This window comes from Hymenobacter saemangeumensis, assembly GCF_039541835.1.
Classification (GTDB): domain Bacteria; phylum Bacteroidota; class Bacteroidia; order Cytophagales; family Hymenobacteraceae; genus Hymenobacter; species Hymenobacter saemangeumensis.
Genome location: NZ_BAABGZ010000077.1, coordinates 38,355 through 57,209 on the forward strand (window position 1 = coordinate 38,355; position 18,855 = coordinate 57,209).

Below are 18,855 nucleotides of genomic sequence, written 5' to 3' on the forward strand. Positions count from 1 at the left end.
AGAAAGATGCGGGTAAATTTGGATTCCTTCAAGCAGTATGGTATTTTTGCCAGTCAACGCCCACCCTAACCATTAGCTATGCGATACTTGTTCTTCCTTTTTTCGCTGCTCTTAAGTGTTTCGACAGCTTTTGCCCAAACGGAAAAGGCGCCCGTGGTAACCAAGCTGCCCGGCGAAGAAAACCTCAGCCTGCGCGAACGAGCCGAGCGGGATTTCCTCATGCCAGTGCGTCGTAAGAAGGTAGTAAGCGAAGCGGCCCGTGCCGCCGCCGAAGATGGCACCGCCGCTCCCGAGTCTGATGTAACCGCCCATGCCACCGAAGTAGCCGACGATGTGCGGACGGTGGAAGAAGCCGCAGCGCCGGCTCGCGAAGTCCGCACGGTTCGCCATGCCTCGCACCGCTCGGCCCACCGCACCCACGCTCCTGCAAAGGCACACACCAGCAAGAAGTCGGTTGCCACTAAAACGAGCCACCATGCCGCAAAGAAGAGCAGCTCACACAAAGCCAGCGCTAAGAAGGTTACGGCAAAGAAGGCTCCTGCAAAGAAGGCAGCCGCGCCTGCTAAAAAGGCCTCAACGAAAAAAGCCGCTTCTACCAGCGCTCACAGCAAGAAAAAGAAGCACCGTTAATCAGCTCACCAGTGGTTAACAGCAAAAACGGCCCGGCAAATTATGCCGGGCCGTTTTTATTGGGGGTAGCTACGCTCCTTAGCTTGGTGGTCGGCAGCCCGTTGGTTTGAGAAAACCATGCCCAGGCCAGGAAGCCGGTCTCTGCCTACTGGCTAATGAGCGGCGGGTTACTAGTCCCGGGCCACCATCAGCTTGGGCTTCGGCGCCGGGTCGGCCGTGATGGTAGCCAGCACAGTATTGGCCTGCAGCTGGTTCTGCACCGAAACGTTCGACAGCGTACCGCTGATGGGGGCGTCTACATAGTGGAACTGTACCTGATGGGGCGCATCGCCCAGCAGCTTGGCTGCCATCTGCATCTGAAATTTAGCAGTAGCCACTTCGTTGGCCGAAGTCTTACCGGCCTTCTGCAGAGCCAGTATTTTCAAATAGCTCTGCTTGGCTACGTCGTAGTCAATCTGATGGCCGGGGTGGACCGCGGTAGGCGCCTGGGTGGCGATTTTAAACATGGTTTGGCCTTGCTGCACATGCTGGCCATCTTTTATATATACCTCCCATACGCGCCCGCCCTTGCGGGTTTGCACTTCTACCGACTCGGGCGGGGAGGCTTTGCCGGCTTGCCGGGGCTCAGGGCTGGAGTGGGCAGGCTTGGCGGGAGGCCCCGAAGCCAGGCTGGAAAGAGCAGGGCTGGCCAGAGCCAGCAGGGTAGTCAGGATAAAGAAGTAGGGCGATTTCATAAGGCTGGATAGTCGGCAGGGGGCAAGACGCTTTCCTGCGGAGCATGTTTTAAGCTGGACTAGAATAAAAACTAAGCAGGCAACGAATGTCAGCGGCTTTTGCTGGCTACGTTGGAGCTTTGGCGGGTAATTATTAAACGAGAGACAAAGTATTTTGGATGTAAATTCGAAAAAATAGACTAAATTTTAGAAAGGCATAAGCAAAGTTCGCACCGTGGAGCTAATAAGCGGCGGTGTTCATTAAAAAATAAAGTTAAGTTAATGTTGTCACGGTACAGACTCCTTGTATTCCTTAGGCAGCGGCCCGTGAAAACCGCTGATTAGGGCACTATGCCGGTTGGCATTTCCTTATTGAAGTGCAAGGCAGCTCCCTGTAAACAATAGCCTGCCGCAATGCTAACGCACGGTTTAGCTGACGCGAAGGGCCAGGTATCCGCCTCGTAAGCAAGATGCTGCGGCCCAGAAAAGCTGAACAGTGGCGCGGGGCAATGCACTGCCTGGGCTTGCTGTCCAACAGCGCCCCGGGGGCTGCTACTGTGAAATGGCAGGCCGCAGTTCCGGGCGGCGGGCTGTGCTTAGCGACTGGTGCTAGGCTGCGCCGAAGCGGTACTCGGTGGCGGAGCGGAATACGTGGCCAGGCTGCAGAATCGTGCTCGGGAAGGCCGGCTGGTTGGGGGAGTCGGGAAAGTGCTGGGTTTCGAGGCAAAAGCCCGCGTGGCGGCCATAGCGCGTGCCTCCCTTGCCCTGCAGGCTGCCATCGAGAAAGTTGCCGGAGTAGAACTGCACCCCGGGCTGGTCGGTGAGCACGCGCATGCGGCGGCCCGAGCGGGGCTCGTACACGTCGGCGGCCAGCGCCAGGTCGGCCCAGGTATCGGGACCGGCCGCACGGGCCAGCACCCAATTGTGGTCGTAGCCGCCAGCAACCTGCCCAATGCGGGCCCCAATGGCCTGGGCGCTGGTGAAGTCCATGGCCGTGCCCGCTACCGGCCGCAGCTCACCGGTAGGAATAAGCGTGTCGTCGACTACGGTGTAGCGGTCGGCGTACAGCGTTAGCTCGTGGCCCAGCACATCGGGGTGCTGCCCGGCGCTGAGGTTGAAGTAGCCGTGGTGAGTCAGGTTGAGGGGCGTGGCCTGGTCGGTGGTGGCCTCGTACTCGATGCGCAGCGCGTTGCTATTGGTGAGGGTGTAGCGCACCTGCACGGTAAGGGTGCCGGGGTAGCCTTCTTCGCCATCGGGGCTAACGTAGCGCAGAAACAGGCAGGGTCCCTCAGGCCCGTTTTCGGTATGCGCCTGCCACAGCACTTTGTCGAAGCCGCGCAGGCCGCCGTGCAGGTGGTTGGGGCCGTTGTTGGTGGCCAGCTGGTACGCCTTGCCATCGAGCTCGAAGCGGCCCTGCCGGATGCGGTTGCCGTAGCGGCCTACGAGGGCGCCGAAATACGTGCCGCCATCGGCCAGGTAACCCGCCAGGGTATCATAGCCCAGCACGATGTCGCCCAGCTCGCCCGTCCGGTCGGGCGTGGTCAGGCTGGTCACAATGCCACCGTAGTTTGTGATGGTGGCGGTGAGCCCCTGGTTATTGCGCAGGGTAAAGAGCTCGGCCGCGGAGCCGTCGGGCAGCTGGCCGAAGGGCGCGGAAGTAATAGAGGCAGCCATAAGCAAAGAAGCGTGGGAAAGGAAAGCGAATACGTTTACGAGCTAATCAAAAAAAAGAAGCCCCGGTCGGAGCAGACCAGGGCTTGCTTTTGCTGAAGAAACAGCCGCATCAACGTTGGTTCACGATGGCGAAGTGGCTGAAGGCTACTTCGGCGCCGGCTGCGCCCTGGGCCAGCACGGCCACGCGCACGCCCCGGTCCCAGGGCGGCAGCCAGGTGCCGTTCACGGTGAAGCCTTCGGTTTCCAGCGGCTGCCAGGTGGCGTTGTCGGTGCTGTAGGCGAAGCGGTAGCGCTGCCCGCCCCAGCATTCCAGGCGCAGGGTGAGTGAGGCGCTGGGCTCAATCTCCACCTGGGCCAGGCGCTGCAGCTTGCCGGCCTGTACGCGCCAGGCTTCCAGCAGGCCGTTGGCGCCGGCTACCAGGGCCAGGCCGTTGTAGGGGTCGCCCACGGCCGCAATGCCGCCGTAAGTGCCGGGCTGCAGGGCTGTGGCATCGAGGGTAGTAGCGGCGCGGTAGGTGGCGGCAGTGGTGCGGCGGGCCAGCAGCGTACCCAGACGGGCCGCCGAGGTGGGCACCAGCAGCTGGCCACCGCGCAGCTCGGTGCTGGGCCGCGGGGCAATGATGGGCCACTGCCACTCATCGCCCAGCACCGCGCCGTCGAAGCTGTCTTCCACGTGCAGGGCCAGCACGTTGGGGGCGGGGGCCTGCACGCTGCGGCCTTCAAAAGCCGGCCAGCCATCGGCGCCCCAGGTAAACTCGCTGATGATGCCCTGGCGGCCTACAAATTCCTGGCTCATTACCGAGTAGGCATGATGAAACAGGAAGTAGCGGCCATTGGCTTCAATGGGAGTGCCGTGGCCGGCGCACTTCCACACGCTGTTGTCGGTAAGAATGGGGTTGAGCGGGCACTTCTCCCAGGGGCCGAGCAGGGTTTTGGCGCGGGCTACGCCGGTGGCGTAGGTGCAGTGCTTGCCGCAGCAGGCATTGCCGGCGTAGAACATGTAGAGGTAGCCGCCGTGGCGGATAAAGGACGAGCCTTCCACCAGGCTGCCTTCCCAGGCGGCATCGTTGCGGAACAGCTCCACCTTTTTGCCGACCAGGGCCGTGCGCTCGGCGTTGAGGCGCTGGGCCCAGATGGGGGTGGGGCGGAAGCAGGAGTTGCCGTCTTCCTTCCACACCAGCCACAGCCGGCCTTTCTCGTCGTATACCGGGCAGCCGTCGATGGAGCCGGCGCGCTGGCTCACCAGCGGGCCATGGTCGCGGTAGGGACCCTCGGGGCGGTCGGCGCTGGCTACGGCTACGCTCAGCACACCGCCTTTGCGGCGGGCCGTGTAGTAGATGTAGCTGCGGCCGTTTTCCTCAAAAATCTCGGGGGCCCAGGCGTTGGAGCCGGCCCAGGCGGGCAGGCCGTTGGGAAACACGCTGCCGGCCGGCTCCCAGTTCACCAAGTCGTCGGACTTGAACAGGGGAAACACGCCGCCCCATTCGGCCGAGGTGGCGCTGGCCCAGTAGCTGCCGTTGATTTTGGCGATGGTGGGGTCGGGGAAGTCGCCGGGCAGGGCCACGAGGTCGTAGCTGCGGCGGGGCGCCTTGATAAGGGGCGCTGCGAGAGTGTCGAGCGTGTCGTCGAAGTGGACAACGGGCTCAGTAACTGGGGCAAAGTAGTTGCCCGATTCCAATTCAAAAGACACGGTGGGAAGTGCTAGGTGAATAGAGAAAAAAGCGCCGAGAATTAAAGTCGAGCTTTTCAGTTTAGAAAGGTACAGCTTCGAACGCAATAAGATGTTCTAAAGTGTGATTTTTTTGGGTGAGCGACGAGCTTTTGCCGACGAAGGAGGAACTACTGCCGGCGAATTAAACAGCCAGCCAGAGGATAGTGATTAAATGCAGAAATAGCTTAAAAAGTGCCATAGCAATGCACTCAGGGCGAATTTTAATAACAACTCGGCATGCAGCATATTTTGAGCCAAACTCTGTGATAAGCCCTGTTTTATTTTTGAAATAAATTGCATTTTTTAAGTAATTGGCTTGGCGTGAGCTAGGATAGTATATGGCCTTATAGACCAGCTTAAGCTGTATTTTCGCGATAAGCAGCAGCTAAAGCGCCCCATATTTCGTAAAACACCAGCTTTGTTTCGAAGCCAGTTTTTTCACAGCTAACCTTCTGCTTATGCCGGCATCTGCTGTTGTCGCTACTTTTCAGGCGCATTTCGGGTATGCGCCAGCCCTGTTGGTGCGGGCCCCCGGCCGGGTAAACATCATTGGGGAGCATACCGACTACAACCAGGGCTTTGTGCTGCCGGCGGCCGTAGACAAGCAGATGCTCTTTGCGGTAAGCCTGAACCAGGAAAATACCATCCGGCTGGTGGCGCACGACCTGAACGAAACCTTTTCCATTGCGGCGGATGAAGTACGCCGCAGCGACACGGCCTGGGCCAACTACATCCTGGGCGTGGTGGCGCAGCTGCAGGAGCGGGGCGTGGCAGTGCCGGGCTTCGACTGTGCTTTCGGGGGCAACGTGCCCATTGGCTCCGGCATGTCGTCGTCGGCGGCCGTGGAGTGCGGCATTGGCTACGCCCTGAATGAGCTGCTGAACGCCGGCCTCGACAAGATGGAACTGGCCCGGGCCGGGCAGCTGGCCGAGCATACCTACGCCGGGGTGATGTGCGGCATCATGGACCAGTTTGCCAGCCTGTTTGGTAAAGACGGGCACGTGGTACGCCTCGACTGCCGCTCCCTGGAGTACGAATACTTCCCCTTCGATACCCAGGCCTGCCGGGTAGTGCTGTGCAACTCCGGCATCAAGCACGCCCTGGCCGATTCGGAGTACAACAAGCGGCGGCAGGAGTGCGAGCGGGGCGTGGCCATCCTGCAGCAGTATCACCCGGAAATCCAAAGCCTGCGCGATGCCAGCCCGCTGCAGGTAAAAGCCCATCACGACGCCCTGGGAGACCTCACCTACCGGCGCTGCCTGTATGTGGTGGAAGAAAACCAGCGCGTGGAGGCCGCCTGCCGCCACCTGCTGGCCGGGGAGCTGCCCCAGGTAGGGCAGCTGCTGTATGCTTCCCACGCCGGCCTGCGCGACAATTACGAAGTGAGCAGCCAGGAGCTCGACCTGCTGGTGGAGCTGGCGCGCCCCCGGCCCGGCGTGTACGGTGCCCGCATGATGGGCGGCGGCTTCGGCGGCTGTACCATCAACCTGGTGCAGGCCGAGCACGTGGCCGACTTTGTGGCTTACATGAGCCAGGCCTACGAAGCGCAAACAGGCATTAAGCTGGAAACGTACGAGACATCTATTGTGGACGGCGTTTCGACCGTCGGTAATTAAAAATTATAAATCAAAAATTATAAATTCTGAATTAGCGGTTGCATGTAACCTCACTCCGGAGGCCTAGTCTGCCTTTTGGTCAACTCATAACTCATAACTCAAAATTCATAACTCAACAGTATGGAGTTCGACCTTGCCCAGCACCCACACCGTCGTTTCAACCAGCTTACGGGCGAGTGGCTTCTGGTGTCGCCGCACCGCTCGCTGCGGCCCTGGCAGGGGCAGCAGGAGAAGCCCGAAGCCGATACGCGCCCGCCCTACGACCCGGGCTGCTACCTCTGCCCGGGCAACGAGCGGGCCGGGGGCATTCAAAACCCGCCCTACACGGGCACGTTCGTGTTTGAAAACGACTTTGCGGCCCTGCAGCCCGAAGTGCCCGAGGGCACCCTGGACAAGCAAGGCCTGCTGCGGGCCGAAGCCGAGTCGGGCCGCTGCCGGGTAATCTGCTTCTCGCCGCGGCACGACCTGACATTGCCGGAAATGGCCCTGGCCGACATCCGCGGGGTCATCGATGTGTGGGAGGCCGAGTATCTACGGCTGGGCGTTGACCCCCACATCAACTACGTGCAGATATTCGAAAACAAAGGCACCATGATGGGCTGCTCCAACCCCCACCCGCATGGCCAAATATGGGCGCAGCGCACCGTGCCGGGCGAGCCGGCTAAGGAAACCGTGCAGCAGCTGGCCTACTTCGAGCAGCACGGCCGCACCCTGCTCACCGACTACCTGGAGGTGGAGCTGCAGGAGCAGAAGCGCATTGTGTTCGAGAATGCCCACTTTGTGGTGCTGGTGCCGTTCTGGGCCGTGTGGCCATTTGAAACGCTGCTGCTGCCGCGCCGGGCCGTGGCTTCCATCGAGCAGCTCGACGATGCCGAAAAGGACGCCTTTGCCGAGGCGCTGCAGCAGCTCACCATTCGCTACGACAACCTGTTTCAGATGTCGTTCCCTTACTCGGCGGGCCTGCACCAACGGCCTACCGACGGGCTGCCGCACCACGAGTGGCACCTGCACATGCACTTTTACCCCCCGCTGCTGCGCTCGGCCACGGTGCGCAAATTCATGGTAGGCTACGAGATGCTGGGCGACCCGCAGCGCGACATCACCCCGGAGTGGGCCGCCGAGAAGCTGCGCGGCCTGCCCACGGTGCACTATAAGCAGGCCGGCAGCTAAGCAGCCGCTACTCTCCGGACAGGCGCTGCAGGTCGAGGCGGCGCTGGGCTTCGCGGAGCTCGTGTACGTCGAGCATGTAGCCGTAGCGGTGCACCAGGCGGCCGTGGGCATCAAACTCGGGCACGGCTTCGGTGATGTGCCAGCGGTACTGCCCGTCGTGGCGGAGCAGGCGCAGCTCAATGCGGCCCAGGCGTCCTTCGGTAATGCTCAGGTGGATTTCCCGGGCCGACACCTCCCGGTCGTCGGGGTGCAGGATGCCCGGCCAGGCTTCGTCGACTTCACTCCAGGGCCCGCCGGCGGGCAGGCCGGTGTAGGTGTACCACTGCGGGCTCATGTAGGTGGTGCGTCCCGTGCCATCGGTAATAAAGGTGATGACGGGCAGGGCCTCAGCCAGGTGGCGCAGGCGGGCGTCGGCGGCCGATACCTGCACCTTCAGCAGCTCGGCCCGCTGCCGGGCCAGCACCTGCTCGGTCACGTCGAGCCAGGAGCAGAGCACGCCGCGGGTGCCTTCGCGCTGGTCGAGCTGGGGCAGCAGCTGGCAGCCGAAGTTGAAGTAGCGCTTCTCCAGCTGGCCCTGGCTGTTGAGCAGCGACAAGGGCTGCTCTACGGCCAGGAAAGGCTCGCCGGAATAGTACACGCCGTCGAGCAGGTGCATAAAGCCCTGGTCGACCATCTCGGGCAGGCAGTGGGCCACCGACTGGCCCACTACGGCGCGGCCCTGCAGCAGCTCGTTGATGCCCGGCGACAGGTACACAAAGCGGTGCTGGGGCCCTTCGGTGGTGTTGAGGTAGATGGGCAGGTGGTGCAGGATGCGGCGCAGCTCGGCGTCCTGGCGCTCGAGGCGGCGCAGCAGGCGCTTCTGCTCGTCAATCTCCGTCAGCGAGCCCACCCAGCGCAGCAGGATGCCTGCCGCATTGCGCACGGGCTCGGCCCGTACCAGAAACCAGGCGTAGGAGCCATCGTGCCGGCGCAGGCGCAGCTCCTGGGCATAGCGCGGCAGCTCAGCCAGCTGCTGCAACAGGCTGCTGAGGGTGCGCGGGTGGTCGTCGGAGTGCACGGCCAGCTCCCAGAGTCCGTTGAGGTCGGCAATGGCTCCATCTTGCCCGGTAAAGGCAAACCATTGGGGGCTGAGGTATTGAAATGCCTTTACTTCGGCATTGAGCACGAAGGTGATGAGCGGCAGGGTCTCAACCAGGTGGCTGAGCTCTTCGCGCAGCGCATTGGTGGGTTGAGGCTGGGTAGTTGGTGCAGTCACGGAGCAGGAAGAGCAAACGAGTATGCGCCGCTCTATAAAGGGGCAGACACTTGGGAAAGGATAAAAGTACGACCTTTTTTGGCTGCATTATGCCCTGGAATGCGTTTCCGGCCGCAGTATTTAAGCGCTAAGCCTGAGGCTTATGAGGATTCTCAGATGAACCCGGTTATTTTCTGATGCCAGGGCAGAGTGGGGCCAGCCAGCAGGACTGGCGGCAAGAAAAAAAGCTGCCCGCTCCAGACCGGAGCGGGCAGCTTTCTTAAAGAGAGCAGGGGGAGGGGCTAAGCTGCAGCGCGGGTGCTGCTGCCCGTCCCCAGCTTTTGCATCAAAGCCACAAACTGCTCGCCATAGCCATCTATCTGATTGAGGCCGCGGCGCGACTCTTCAATCTGGCCACGGCGGTACTGGCTAACCAGGTCGCGGCCGGCATTGAACATCTGCTGGAGCAAGCGTTCGGCCTCGCGTACCTCGCTGCTCGCCGGGTACTTGGGTTTCACCACCGTGCTGAGCCATTGGCCCAGGGCATTGCCTTGCGGTGAGAAAAGGGAGTCGTCGGCCTCCCGAACCCCGTACAGTACCGAGCGCAGCTGCGACTTAAACAGAATCTGCTTAATGCGCGCTTGCTGAAAATCGAGGGTATTTATATCCATAAGTAAGCGGGTTGCGCAAACACGAATAGCACACGTTCTTACTTAGGAAGCAGTAGGCGGCAGGGTTTCAACCAAGGTTTCTAACCTTTTTCGGGCCTTAACTAGTTCCGTTACGTCGAAGGCAAAGCTGAAGATGCCCACTATTTCGCCGTTTTCCCGGTACGCCTGGTAGGCAAAGTCGAAGTATTTTTCCTCTAGCTCGCCGGTGTCGCGGCGGTGCATCTCCAGGCGCATCTCCTTGCCATAAAACGTCTCGCCCGTCTGATACACCTGGTCGAGCAAGGCAATAAATCCTTGCTCGCCGGCTTCCGGCACTACTTCCAGTACGGTGCGGCCTATCAAATCGGTGGTGAGGAACAACTCGTGGTAGCGCGGGTTGGCAAACTCAAACACGTAGTCAGGGCCCTTAACAATGGCAATAAGGGCCGGGGCCTGCTGAAACAGGGTGAAGAACGTTTCACGCTGCGAGTGAGCCAGCTGATAGGCCTGATAGGCCTGGTCGGAAAGCATGGCCTGCTCTTCGTTGGCCCGGAGCAGCTCTTCCACCATCTGCTTCTGCTCGTGAATGTCGACGGAGCAGCCTACCCACATGGTAACCTGCCCGGCCCCGTTGCGCCGCGGGATGCCCCGGGCCAGGACCCAGCGGTACTCGCCGTCGTTGCAGCGCAGGCGGTACTCGCACTGGTAGGGTTCGCCCGACTCGTAGGCTTTCTGCCAGGCGGCACCGGCCTGGGCCCGGTCGTCGGAGTGTACGCCTTCCAGCCAGCCAAATTGTTCTTCCTCGGCCGACGGCTTCCCGGTAAAGCTGAGCCAGCGCTGGTTGAAGTAGTCGGCTTCTCCGTTGGCACGGGTTGTCCATACCATTACGGGCAGGGCTTCCAGAATAAAAAGGGAGCGTTCCTGCAGCTCCTGCAGGTCCTGCTCCATGGCCCGCCGCCGGCTGTCAGCCAGGTGCTTTTCGGTTACGTCTTCGGTCTTCAGCAGGATGGCCTGCAACTGGCCCTGGTCGTCGAGCTGGGGGTAGTTCGTCGTTTCCCAGTACCGCTCCTCTAGGCTGCCGCCCTGCTCCGGCGTGCGCTGCATGTCGTAGCGGATGCGGGGCATGGTGTGGGGAGTGCGCTGTTGGCGCACGTGCTCCAGCGAGTCGGTGAAAATCTTCCAGTCGTTTTGGTCTTCCCGCGGGAAAACGTCGAACACGTTGCGGCCCACAATGGCTTCCCGTTGCTTAAAGGTAGCGCTCAGGTACAGGTCGCTGGCATCGAGGATGGTAAAGTCCGGGGCCATGAGCAGATAGTGCTCAGGCAGTTGCCAGAGCAGGTCGTAGGTGCCGGGAGCAGAAAGCGGAAAAGCCATAACAATAGGGGCCGGGGTCGGAAAACAAAGTTAGGGTTGCATGCGCTGCAACCACTCGGCAGCAGTGGCTACATCGTGAAATGTCATGAAGATGATGCCTGCCGAGGTGTGCTGCATCGCCAGCTCCGCCGACAGCTGACTATAGCGCTCGGGGGAATGCACCCAGGCGAAGTAGCGGCAGCCCGCCTCGTAGAGCTGTGGGAAAAAGACCTCGCCGCCCCAGCGGGCGGCGTCGGCCCAGAGGCCGCTTATGTGGGTGTTATCATTGAGTACTTTGCTGCATTTCTCCTGCCGCAAAAGCTCCAGCAGCTTGAGCGCGCCTTCCATCGCGGAAGCATCGTCGAGGTTGCCCTGCCAATGCAGCTGCAGCCAGTCGTGGATATAGTCGTAGTTAATGGTAAGCGAGGGTGCTTCGTGTAGGGTGCGGTGGGCCATGGTAAGACTATAACAGAGCAGATACGGACAAGGCCACCGAAAGGTTAGCGCCACCAGCCGGGGTGTTGCTGGGCGAGGCAAGCCAGCCCGGGAAGAAAAGCGTCGGGAGAGGGGCTGGAAAAAAAGATGCCGGCTGTTTTTCACTTGGAAAAACAGCCGGCTGTAAAGGCTTTAGGGCCAAGTAGCCACGAGCAGATTCGAACTGCTATCAAGCGTTTAGGAAACGCCTATTCTATCCCTTGAACTACGCAGCCATGCCGCAAAGTTAAGAACGCCGGTGCCTCGACTGCTTCCGGCCCTGCTTTTTCTTCTGCATTAAGATTTGTAGAGCAGCACAATGCCAAAAGAGAGAACCGTGAGGATAAGGCCAACCATAAACACGGTGTAGCTGGTGCGCAGCAGGCCGTACTTGCGCGAGAGTACCTCGCCGAGGTAGTACACGTCGGTCACCATGTTGGTGTAGAGGCCTTCCTTTTGCTGCATGAGCTCGCGGATGCCCTGCTGGAAGTTGTCGAGGCTGAGCTTGGTAAAGTTGCCGAAGAAAAGCAGGTTTACGCGGCGGTTGGTGGCAATCTGGGGGCTGCGCTTCAGCCACTTGAAGCTGGTTACGTCGGGCTGGGCCGACAGAATGGCGGTAATAACGGAGGCCAGCGAGGTAAGAATCAGAATGCCCATGGGAATGGCCAGCACCGGGTTGCGGGTGAAGGCCGGGCCCAGGGAAGAGGTTTTGGCGCCCAGGTAAGTAATAATAATGGAGAGAAGCACCGCATTAAGCGAAATCATCATGCTGGCCTTTTTGTCGGCCATGTCCGAAAGCTTGATGTGGTTGTTGTACATGGTGCGGAACATGGTTTCGACGCCGCGCTTGGGGTCGGCGAAGGTGCCGTTCAACTCTTCATCTTTCTTCTTGGCTTTCTTCTCCGTCTTTTTAAGCTGGTCGCGCTGTTCCTTGATGTTGGCCTTAAACTGCTTGCGGTAGCGCTCCTTGCCTACTTCGGAATAGTACTTATGGGCCGACATAAAGGCCAGCTGCAGGTCGGCCCAGTCGGGGCTGGAGTAGGTTTTGCCCAGCACCAGCTCCCACTCCGTGCGCAGCAGCTCGGCGGTAGAGCGGAAGTCGTCGGCGGCAAGGTTGCTCATGTCGGCATCCACCAGCAGCTCCTGCAGCTCGGTGTCGGGCTTTTCGTCGCGGTGCGTGGCTTTGATAATGTCTTTTATCAGCTGGATTCGCCCGGGGTTTATCTTTTTTTCGGCTAGCCAGGCGGCGGCGCGCTCCATGGAGCGAAACTCGTGGCCGTCGTACACATCGAGGTAGCCGGTATCGTGAAACCAGGCCGCCAGCAGCAGCGCTTCGGTGTCGTCGGCGCTGAGCTTGGCGGCGGCGGCCAGGATGCGGCATTCCTTTACCACGGTTTCGGTGTGGCGCAGCGAGTGGTAGGTAAGCGTGGCCGGCAGCTCCGCTTCAAACAAGGCCGTTACATAGGCTTTGGCTTCTTTCACCAGCGGCGAAGCTTCGGCTTTGGGGGCTTTGCCGGGCTTAGCAGCCGGGCTTTCCGTAGCCTGGGAATCGTTGGGGGCAGGTGTGGAAGCAGCCGGCTCTGCCGCCGCCGCCAGTGGCAGGGTGGCGACCGGGCTAGCGCCGGGCGTGAGGTGGGCAGGCGCGGGGGTAGGGTTTTCCATCTGGGGTAAAGACAAGGCAGACCAAATAGTTTTCTGCCAACCGGCTTTGAACGCGAACCAGGGGGCAGAAGTTGAAAAGGCCGCCGTGCGGCACCTGCCTGCCTGCCCCAAGCCAGCGTGACCATACCAAGCAGAGCAGGGGAGGGGCAAGGCAGGCAGCTGGCTTAACCGCGCTACCGCCCTTTGCGTACCATGCCATTACCAAGGCTACAGCCGTGTGCACGATGCCCATTTGGGAATTGTCGGCCAGGGCCTTGTTCTGCTTACCCATTCTTGTATGTCCTTACTTTTCCGCCTTCGTTCCGCGCTGCTTTGCGCGGCTTGTGCGTTGCCCCTTCATCTGCTAGCCCAGGGCGAGTCTGACCAGAACCCCCATTACTCGCGGCCCAACTACCGCCGGGAGGCTACCGGCTGGCAGGCCAAGACCCCGCCCGACAGCACCCGCATCCGCTACTCCGTCTTTCTGATTGGCGACGTAGGCAAGCCCGCCGATACCAAAGACGGTGGCGAGCCTTCCCTCAACTTCCTGCACAAGCAGATTCTGGCTGCCGGCGCCAAAAGCACCACCGTCTACCTCGGCGATAACATCTACAACTACGGCCTGCCCGAAGAGGGGGCCTACGACCGCCAGGTGTCGGAAGAGCGCATCATTGCCCAGCTCGACGTCTTTAAAGGCTACCAGGGCGAGAAGTACATGATTCCCGGCAACCACGACTGGAAGCAGGGCCTGCCCGGCGGCCTGGCCCAGGTAAACCGCGAGCAGCGCTTTGTGGAAGACTACCTGGCCAAAGACACGGTCAACTTCCGCTACACCGGCGACTTCTTCACCCCAGCCAACGGCTGCCCCGGGCCCTACGAGGTGCGCCTGCAGGATAATATTGTGCTGATTACCATCAACTCGCAGTGGTTTCTGACCCAGCGCAGCGAGCGTCCTTTTGGCTCCGACAGCGGCTGTGGGGTAGAAGACGAAGCCGATTTCTTCACCCAGCTTGATGACATCATTGCCCGCAACCAGGACAAGCACATCATGGTGGTGGGCCACCACCCGCTGTACTCCGACGGCGTGCACGGCGGCTACTTCACCCTGGCCGACCACCTCTTCCCCATCAGCATCGTGTACAAGTACGCGTTTCTGCCCTTGCCCGTCATTGGCTCCATTTATCCGTTTGCCCGCAAGTACGGCGGCATCAGCCAGGACATTCCCCACCCGCTCTACCAGGGCTATAAAAAAGGACTGGAGGAGATTTTCAATAAGTACCCCAACGTGGTGTATGCGGCCGGGCACGAGCACAACCTGCAGTACTTCAAGGAAGGCGCTACGCACTACATCGTGAGCGGCTCGGGCTGCAAAACCCAGCACGTGAAGCCCGGTGCCGGTGCCGGGGCGCTGTTCTCCGACAAGGAAAAGGGCTTTGCCCGGGTGAACTACTACGACGACGGGCAGGTATGGACCGAGTACTATGTGCCCCAGGGCAAAGGCGAAACGGCCCGGCTGGTGTTCCGCACCCCACTGTACCGCGAGCTTGGCCGGGGCGGGGGCCTGGCGACAGGGGCCGGGAAGCCGGCGCCGCGCACGCCGGAAAAGAAAAAGAAGAAAAAAGAAGAGCAGGGCGCCGGCCAGGCGCTGGTGGTGCCCGCCAGCCGGCCTTCATTTGCTGACAGCACCGTGACGCTGGCCATCAACCCCCGCTACAACAAGCGCAGCGGCCTGGGCCGGCTGTTTCTGGGCAACCACTACCGGAAAGAATGGGCCACGCCGGTGCAGTTTCCCGTGCTCGACCTGGCCCGGGCCAAAGGCGGGCTTATGCCTTATAAAGTGGGAGGCGGCAAGCAAACCGCTTCCCTGAAGGTGCGCAACGAGGAAGGCCACCACTTCACCCTGCGCGGCATCGACAAGGACCCCGCGGCGGTGCTGCCGGAAGCCCTGCGCACCGGCGCCGCCAAAGACATTCTGCAGGACCAGATTTCGGCCCAGCACCCGTTTGCTTCCTTTGCCATACCGCCACTGGCGGCGGCGGCCGGCATTTTGCACACCAACCCCACGCCGGTGTTCATTCCCCAAGACCCCCTGCTGGGCCAGTACTTCGACCGGTTTGCCAACCTGCCCGCGGCACTGGAAGAAGACGCCAAAGACGACCAGAGCAACGTGGCCAGCCTGGGCTACGCCAAAAACCTGGTGAGTACCGAAAAGGTGATTGAGCGCCTGCTCGACGACAACGACAACAAAGTAGATGCCGTGGCCTTTGCCCGCTCCCGCCTGTTCGACATGTGGGTGGGCGACTGGGACCGGCACGAAGACCAGTGGCGCTGGGCCGAGAAAAAAGACAAGGACGGCGACCGCACCTTTACCGCCGTTCCCAAAGACCGCGACATCGCCTTTTTTAAAGGCGACGGCCTGTTGCCCTGGCTGATTAGCCGGCGGTTTGCGGTGCGAAACTTTCAGAACTTCGGCTACGACTATGCCGACTACAAGGGGCTTAACCTGACGGGCATGGCCAACGACCGGGTGTTTCTGGGCAGCGTTACCCGGCAGCAGTGGGTGGAGCAGGCGCAATACATGAAAACCCAGCTCACCGATGAGGTGATTGAGAAAGCATTCCGGGAGCGCTGGCCCAAAGCCATCTACGACCTGCACGGCCCCGAAATTGTGGCCAAGCTCAAGAAGCGCCGCGACCTGCTGCCCGACGTGGCCGCCAAGTACGCCGACGTGCTGGCGCAGGTGGTGGAGGTGCGGGGCTCCGAGAAAAACGAGAAGTTCGTAGTGCAGCGCCTTAAAAACGGCGATGCCCGCGTGACGGTGCGCAAAATCAACAAAGAGGGCCGCCTCACCAAAACGCTCTACGACCGGGTGCTGGAGCACAAAGTAACCGACGAAATCCGCCTGTATGGCATCAAGGGCAACGACGTCTTTGACATCCGGGGCGAGGCCGGCAAAGGCATCAAGATTCGCGTTATCGGGGGCAGCGAGCGCGACAGCATCGTGAACCGCAGCAACGTGAGCGGCATCGGCAACAAGCTGCAGATTTACGATGCCGATACCGGCAACGTGATTGTGGCCGGCAAAGACGCCCGCCTGCGCCTGGAGCACGGCACCGACGTAAGCCGCTACGACCGTCCGCTGCGCTCCGACCTCAAGGACTACCGCCTCAACTACACCGGGCCGGCCCTCTACTTTGGCTTTAACATCGACGACGGCATTCTGGTGGGCGGCGGCATCACGCACCGCCGCTACGGCTTCCGCCGCGCGCCGTTTTCGTCGGAGCAAACCCTGGTGGCCAACGTGGCCCCGGCCCGGGAGGCTTTCAACATCCGCTACACCGGACAGTTTACGCGGGTGTTCGGCAAAAACGACCTGCGGGTGGTGGCACAGTACTACGGGCCGCAGCTGCTTTACAACTTTTTCGGCCTGGGCAACAACACGCCCAACCTGGCCAATGAGGACCCTACCGTGGAACGACCCACGGTGCGCACCGTCAATGAGGACTACCGCGTGCGCTTCGACCGGATTTACGTGGCCCCCACGCTGGAGCGTAACCTCTTCAGCTTCCTGAAAATGGGCTACGGCCCGCAGTTCGACCGGTTCCGCATCGAAAAGAGCCCCATCGGACGCATTATTGCCGACAGCATCGGCGTGGACAAGGGCCTGTACGAAAACCGCCGCTTTGGCATCCGCAACTCCGACTTTCAGGCCAACACCTACCTTGGGGGGCTGCTTTACTTCAACCTCGACGCCAGCTCCTCGGCCCGCAACCCGCGTATTGGCATCCGCTGGTACAACGAGGGCCAGTACAACTGGCAGCTCAACGGCGAGAAGCTCAACTTCGGCCGCCTCACCTCCGAAATCCGCTTTTACCTGACCCCCAACTTCCCCTTCCGGCTTACCTATGCCGGCCGCATCGGGGCTGCGCGCAACATCGGCGACTACCGCTTCTACCAGGCCAACACGCTGGGCGGCACCACCAACCTGCGGGGCTACCGCCGCACCCGCTTCTCCGGCCGCTCCTCGGTCTACACCAATTTTGAGGCCCGCCTGGAGCTGTTCCGGTTTAATGCTTACCTGTTTCCCGGCCGCGCGGGCGTTCTAGGCCTGGCCGACTTTGCCCGCGTATATTCCGACAACGACCGGCGCTCGGGACTCAGCGCGTTCCACTCGGGCTTTGGAGGGGGCATTTACTTCGACATTCTGCAACAGGCCGTTATTAACGCTACCTATTCGGTGGGAGAAGAAAAGCTATTCTTTGTAGGCTTTGATTTCCTGTTCTAGGCGCCTTAGCGCTTGGTTAGGCCGCGGGCATTCAAGGTGCTGAATAGCAGTGGTTAAGTTGATGGATTTGCAAAAGCCCTGGCTGTGGAGCCAGGGCTTTTTTTGTGTCGCTACACAGAAATCAGGCTTGCAAGCAATAAAAGAATGCGAAAGAAGATTTTGTCAAATTTCAAAAAAAGACAACTTGTCAATTAACAAGTTCGTAAAGGCGCTTCATTCGAATTTTGGCAATAAAATTCGGGTTTTTGACAACTGTTTCCAACTGATTTCGGCAAACAGACGTTTGATTTTGCAAAATGTGCTTTGGATTAAGTAAATTTTTATTTGTTTTGCATTCTGAGCTATTCACACAATTTCTTTTTTTCTCCTCTTTTCCCATTCCCCATACCCATGAACAAACTTTACATTGCGGCACTAGCCCTCACCGGGTTCGCCACTACCTTCTCAGCCCAGGCCCAGGAAGGCCGCGCCTCCCTTGCCAATCCTGCTTCCGCTGTGCTCGGCCGTAACTGCGCCACCATGGAAGTGTACGAAGCCCAGATTGCTGCCGACCCCGCCCGGGCCCAGCGCCTGGAGGCCATTGAAGCCCAGACCAAGCAGTATCTCGCCCAGCCGGCCGTGATGCAGCGCCTGACGGCAGGCACCATCGTTACCATTCCGGTAGTAGTGCACGTGGTGTACAACACGGCTTCCCAGAATGTGCCGCAGTCGCAGATTGATGCGCAGATTCGGGTGCTGAATGAAGACTTTGCCAAGACCAACCCCGATGCCGGCCTGGTTCCCTCGGCCTTTGCCGGCTCGGCAGCCGCCACCAACGTACGCTTCGTGCTGGCTAAGCGCGACCCCAACGGCAATGCAACCACGGGCGTGGTGCGCCGCTCCACGAAAACCCGCTCCTTCAGCAGCAACGACTTTGTGAAGTATACCAGCAAAGGCGGCAGCGATGCCTGGCCGGCCGGTCAGTACATGAACCTCTGGCTGTGTAACCTGGGGCAGGGCCTGCTGGGCTACGCCCAGTTTCCCGGTGGCAACCCTGCTACTGATGGCATTGTATGCCTGTTCTCTTCGGTGCCCGGCGGCACGGCCTCCAACTACAACGGTGGCCGCACGGCCACGCACGAAGTAGGCCACTGGCTGAACCTGCGCCACATCTGGGGCGATGCTACCTGCGGCAACGACTTCGTGAGCGACACGCCCACCCAGCAGACCAGCAACGGCGGCTGCCCGGCCTTCCCCCACGTAACCTGCTCCAACGGCCCCAGCGGCGACCAGTGGATGAACTACATGGACTATACCTATGACCGTTGCATGTACATGTTCACGTATGGGCAGAGCGACCGGATGGATGCTCTGTTTGCCACCGGTGGCGCCCGTGCCTCGCTGCTGACGTCGCTGGGCGGCACGGCCCCGCGCTTCAGCGTAACGACCACGCCCGTAGCCATGTACCCCAACCCGGCTACCGAGGTGCTGCACCTCTCGCTGCCCGCCGATGCTGACGCCGCTGCCACTTCGGTGCGCGTGTACGACCTGCGCGGCCATGAGATGACCCAGGCCCGCTACGATGGCCACGGCGACGTGCAGGTAAGTGCCCTGCCCAAAGGCCTGTATTACCTCACCATCGCCAACGGTACTCAGGTATCGCACCAGCGCTTCGAGAAGGAGTAAGCAGGGAAGCGCCCGCCAGGCACCGGCCGCACTGATAGT

13 protein-coding genes and 1 tRNA gene are annotated in these 18,855 nt (G+C 60.7%); 5 read left to right on the forward strand and 9 right to left on the reverse strand.

Annotated features, from left to right (window positions below; all coding sequences use genetic code 11):
* The first annotated feature begins 78 nt into the window (after positions 1–78).
* Positions 79–630, forward strand: a complete 552-nt coding sequence (locus tag ABD919_RS19695) for a hypothetical protein (RefSeq protein ID WP_345237778.1) — start codon at positions 79–81, stop codon at positions 628–630.
* 170 nt (positions 631–800) lie between these two features.
* On the opposite strand, the gene ABD919_RS19700 is transcribed toward ABD919_RS19695, so the two are convergent.
* The 3 genes from ABD919_RS19700 to ABD919_RS19710 form a co-directional block, all read right to left on the reverse strand.
* Positions 801–1,364: an efflux RND transporter periplasmic adaptor subunit gene (locus tag ABD919_RS19700; protein WP_345237779.1), complete on the reverse strand. Its 564-nt coding sequence runs from the start codon at positions 1,362–1,364 to the stop codon at positions 801–803.
* Positions 1,365–1,952: 588 nt separating this feature from the next.
* Entirely contained in the window at positions 1,953–3,017 is a 1,065-nt protein-coding gene (locus ABD919_RS19705) for an aldose epimerase family protein (protein ID WP_345237780.1), read from the reverse strand.
* 109 nt (positions 3,018–3,126) lie between these two features.
* Positions 3,127–4,707 (reverse strand): family 43 glycosylhydrolase, encoded by a 1,581-nt coding sequence (locus ABD919_RS19710; RefSeq protein ID WP_345237781.1) that lies wholly within the window; start codon positions 4,705–4,707, stop codon positions 3,127–3,129.
* A 479-nt stretch (positions 4,708–5,186) separates the two neighbouring features.
* On the opposite strand from ABD919_RS19710, the gene galK reads away from it, so the two are divergent.
* The gene (gene galK, locus ABD919_RS19715; RefSeq protein ID WP_345237783.1) at positions 5,187–6,344 is read left to right on the forward strand and encodes a galactokinase; all 1,158 of its coding nucleotides are present in this window, start codon (positions 5,187–5,189) and stop codon (positions 6,342–6,344) included.
* Between the two features lie 120 nt (positions 6,345–6,464).
* Positions 6,465–7,514: a UDP-glucose--hexose-1-phosphate uridylyltransferase gene (locus tag ABD919_RS19720; protein WP_345237784.1), complete on the forward strand. Its 1,050-nt coding sequence runs from the start codon at positions 6,465–6,467 to the stop codon at positions 7,512–7,514.
* 7 nt (positions 7,515–7,521) lie between these two features.
* Here the strand turns inward: ABD919_RS19720 and ABD919_RS19725 are convergent, their stop codons facing one another.
* From ABD919_RS19725 to ABD919_RS19750, 6 genes are all read right to left on the reverse strand, one after another.
* Positions 7,522–8,769, reverse strand: coding sequence for a PAS domain-containing protein (locus ABD919_RS19725; RefSeq protein ID WP_345237785.1), 1,248 nt, complete (start codon positions 8,767–8,769; stop codon positions 7,522–7,524).
* 281 nt (positions 8,770–9,050) lie between these two features.
* Positions 9,051–9,419, reverse strand: coding sequence for a histidine kinase (locus ABD919_RS19730; protein ID WP_345237786.1), 369 nt, complete (start codon positions 9,417–9,419; stop codon positions 9,051–9,053).
* A gap of 42 nt (positions 9,420–9,461) precedes the next feature.
* Positions 9,462–10,772, reverse strand: a complete 1,311-nt coding sequence (locus tag ABD919_RS19735) for a PAS domain-containing protein (RefSeq protein WP_345237787.1) — start codon at positions 10,770–10,772, stop codon at positions 9,462–9,464.
* 30 nt (positions 10,773–10,802) lie between these two features.
* Positions 10,803–11,207 carry a hypothetical protein gene (locus ABD919_RS19740; protein WP_345237789.1) on the reverse strand — a complete coding sequence of 135 codons (405 nt, stop codon included), beginning with the start codon at positions 11,205–11,207 and terminating at the stop codon, positions 10,803–10,805.
* Between the two features lie 182 nt (positions 11,208–11,389).
* Positions 11,390–11,461: transfer RNA gene (locus ABD919_RS19745), tRNA-Arg, on the reverse strand.
* A gap of 61 nt (positions 11,462–11,522) precedes the next feature.
* The gene (locus ABD919_RS19750; protein ID WP_345237790.1) at positions 11,523–12,887 is read right to left on the reverse strand and encodes a Pycsar system effector family protein; all 1,365 of its coding nucleotides are present in this window, start codon (positions 12,885–12,887) and stop codon (positions 11,523–11,525) included.
* Positions 12,888–13,215: 328 nt separating this feature from the next.
* Between ABD919_RS19750 and ABD919_RS19755 the strand changes: the two genes are divergently transcribed.
* Positions 13,216–17,151, forward strand: coding sequence for a metallophosphoesterase (locus tag ABD919_RS19755; protein ID WP_345237791.1), 3,936 nt, complete (start codon positions 13,216–13,218; stop codon positions 17,149–17,151).
* 390 nt (positions 17,152–17,541) lie between these two features.
* Positions 17,542–18,816: a M43 family zinc metalloprotease gene (locus ABD919_RS19760; RefSeq protein WP_345237792.1), complete on the forward strand. Its 1,275-nt coding sequence runs from the start codon at positions 17,542–17,544 to the stop codon at positions 18,814–18,816.
* Positions 18,817–18,855 lie beyond the last annotated feature (39 nt).

Bases quoted from the DNA above. Each gene is read 5' to 3' on its own strand.
- ABD919_RS19695 (WP_345237778.1), top strand. From the start codon at position 79: ATGCGATACTTGTTCTTCCTTTTTTCGCTGCTCTTAAGTGTTTCGACA.
- ABD919_RS19700 (WP_345237779.1), bottom strand. From the start codon at position 1,364: ATGAAATCGCCCTACTTCTTTATCCTGACTACCCTGCTGGCTCTGGCC.
- ABD919_RS19705 (WP_345237780.1), bottom strand. From the start codon at position 3,017: ATGGCTGCCTCTATTACTTCCGCGCCCTTCGGCCAGCTGCCCGACGGC.
- galK (WP_345237783.1), top strand. From the start codon at position 5,187: ATGCCGGCATCTGCTGTTGTCGCTACTTTTCAGGCGCATTTCGGGTAT.
- ABD919_RS19720 (WP_345237784.1), top strand. From the start codon at position 6,465: ATGGAGTTCGACCTTGCCCAGCACCCACACCGTCGTTTCAACCAGCTT.
- ABD919_RS19730 (WP_345237786.1), bottom strand. From the start codon at position 9,419: ATGGATATAAATACCCTCGATTTTCAGCAAGCGCGCATTAAGCAGATT.
- ABD919_RS19735 (WP_345237787.1), bottom strand. From the start codon at position 10,772: ATGGCTTTTCCGCTTTCTGCTCCCGGCACCTACGACCTGCTCTGGCAA.
- ABD919_RS19740 (WP_345237789.1), bottom strand. From the start codon at position 11,207: ATGGCCCACCGCACCCTACACGAAGCACCCTCGCTTACCATTAACTAC.
- ABD919_RS19750 (WP_345237790.1), bottom strand. From the start codon at position 12,887: ATGGAAAACCCTACCCCCGCGCCTGCCCACCTCACGCCCGGCGCTAGC.
- ABD919_RS19760 (WP_345237792.1), top strand. From the start codon at position 17,542: ATGAACAAACTTTACATTGCGGCACTAGCCCTCACCGGGTTCGCCACT.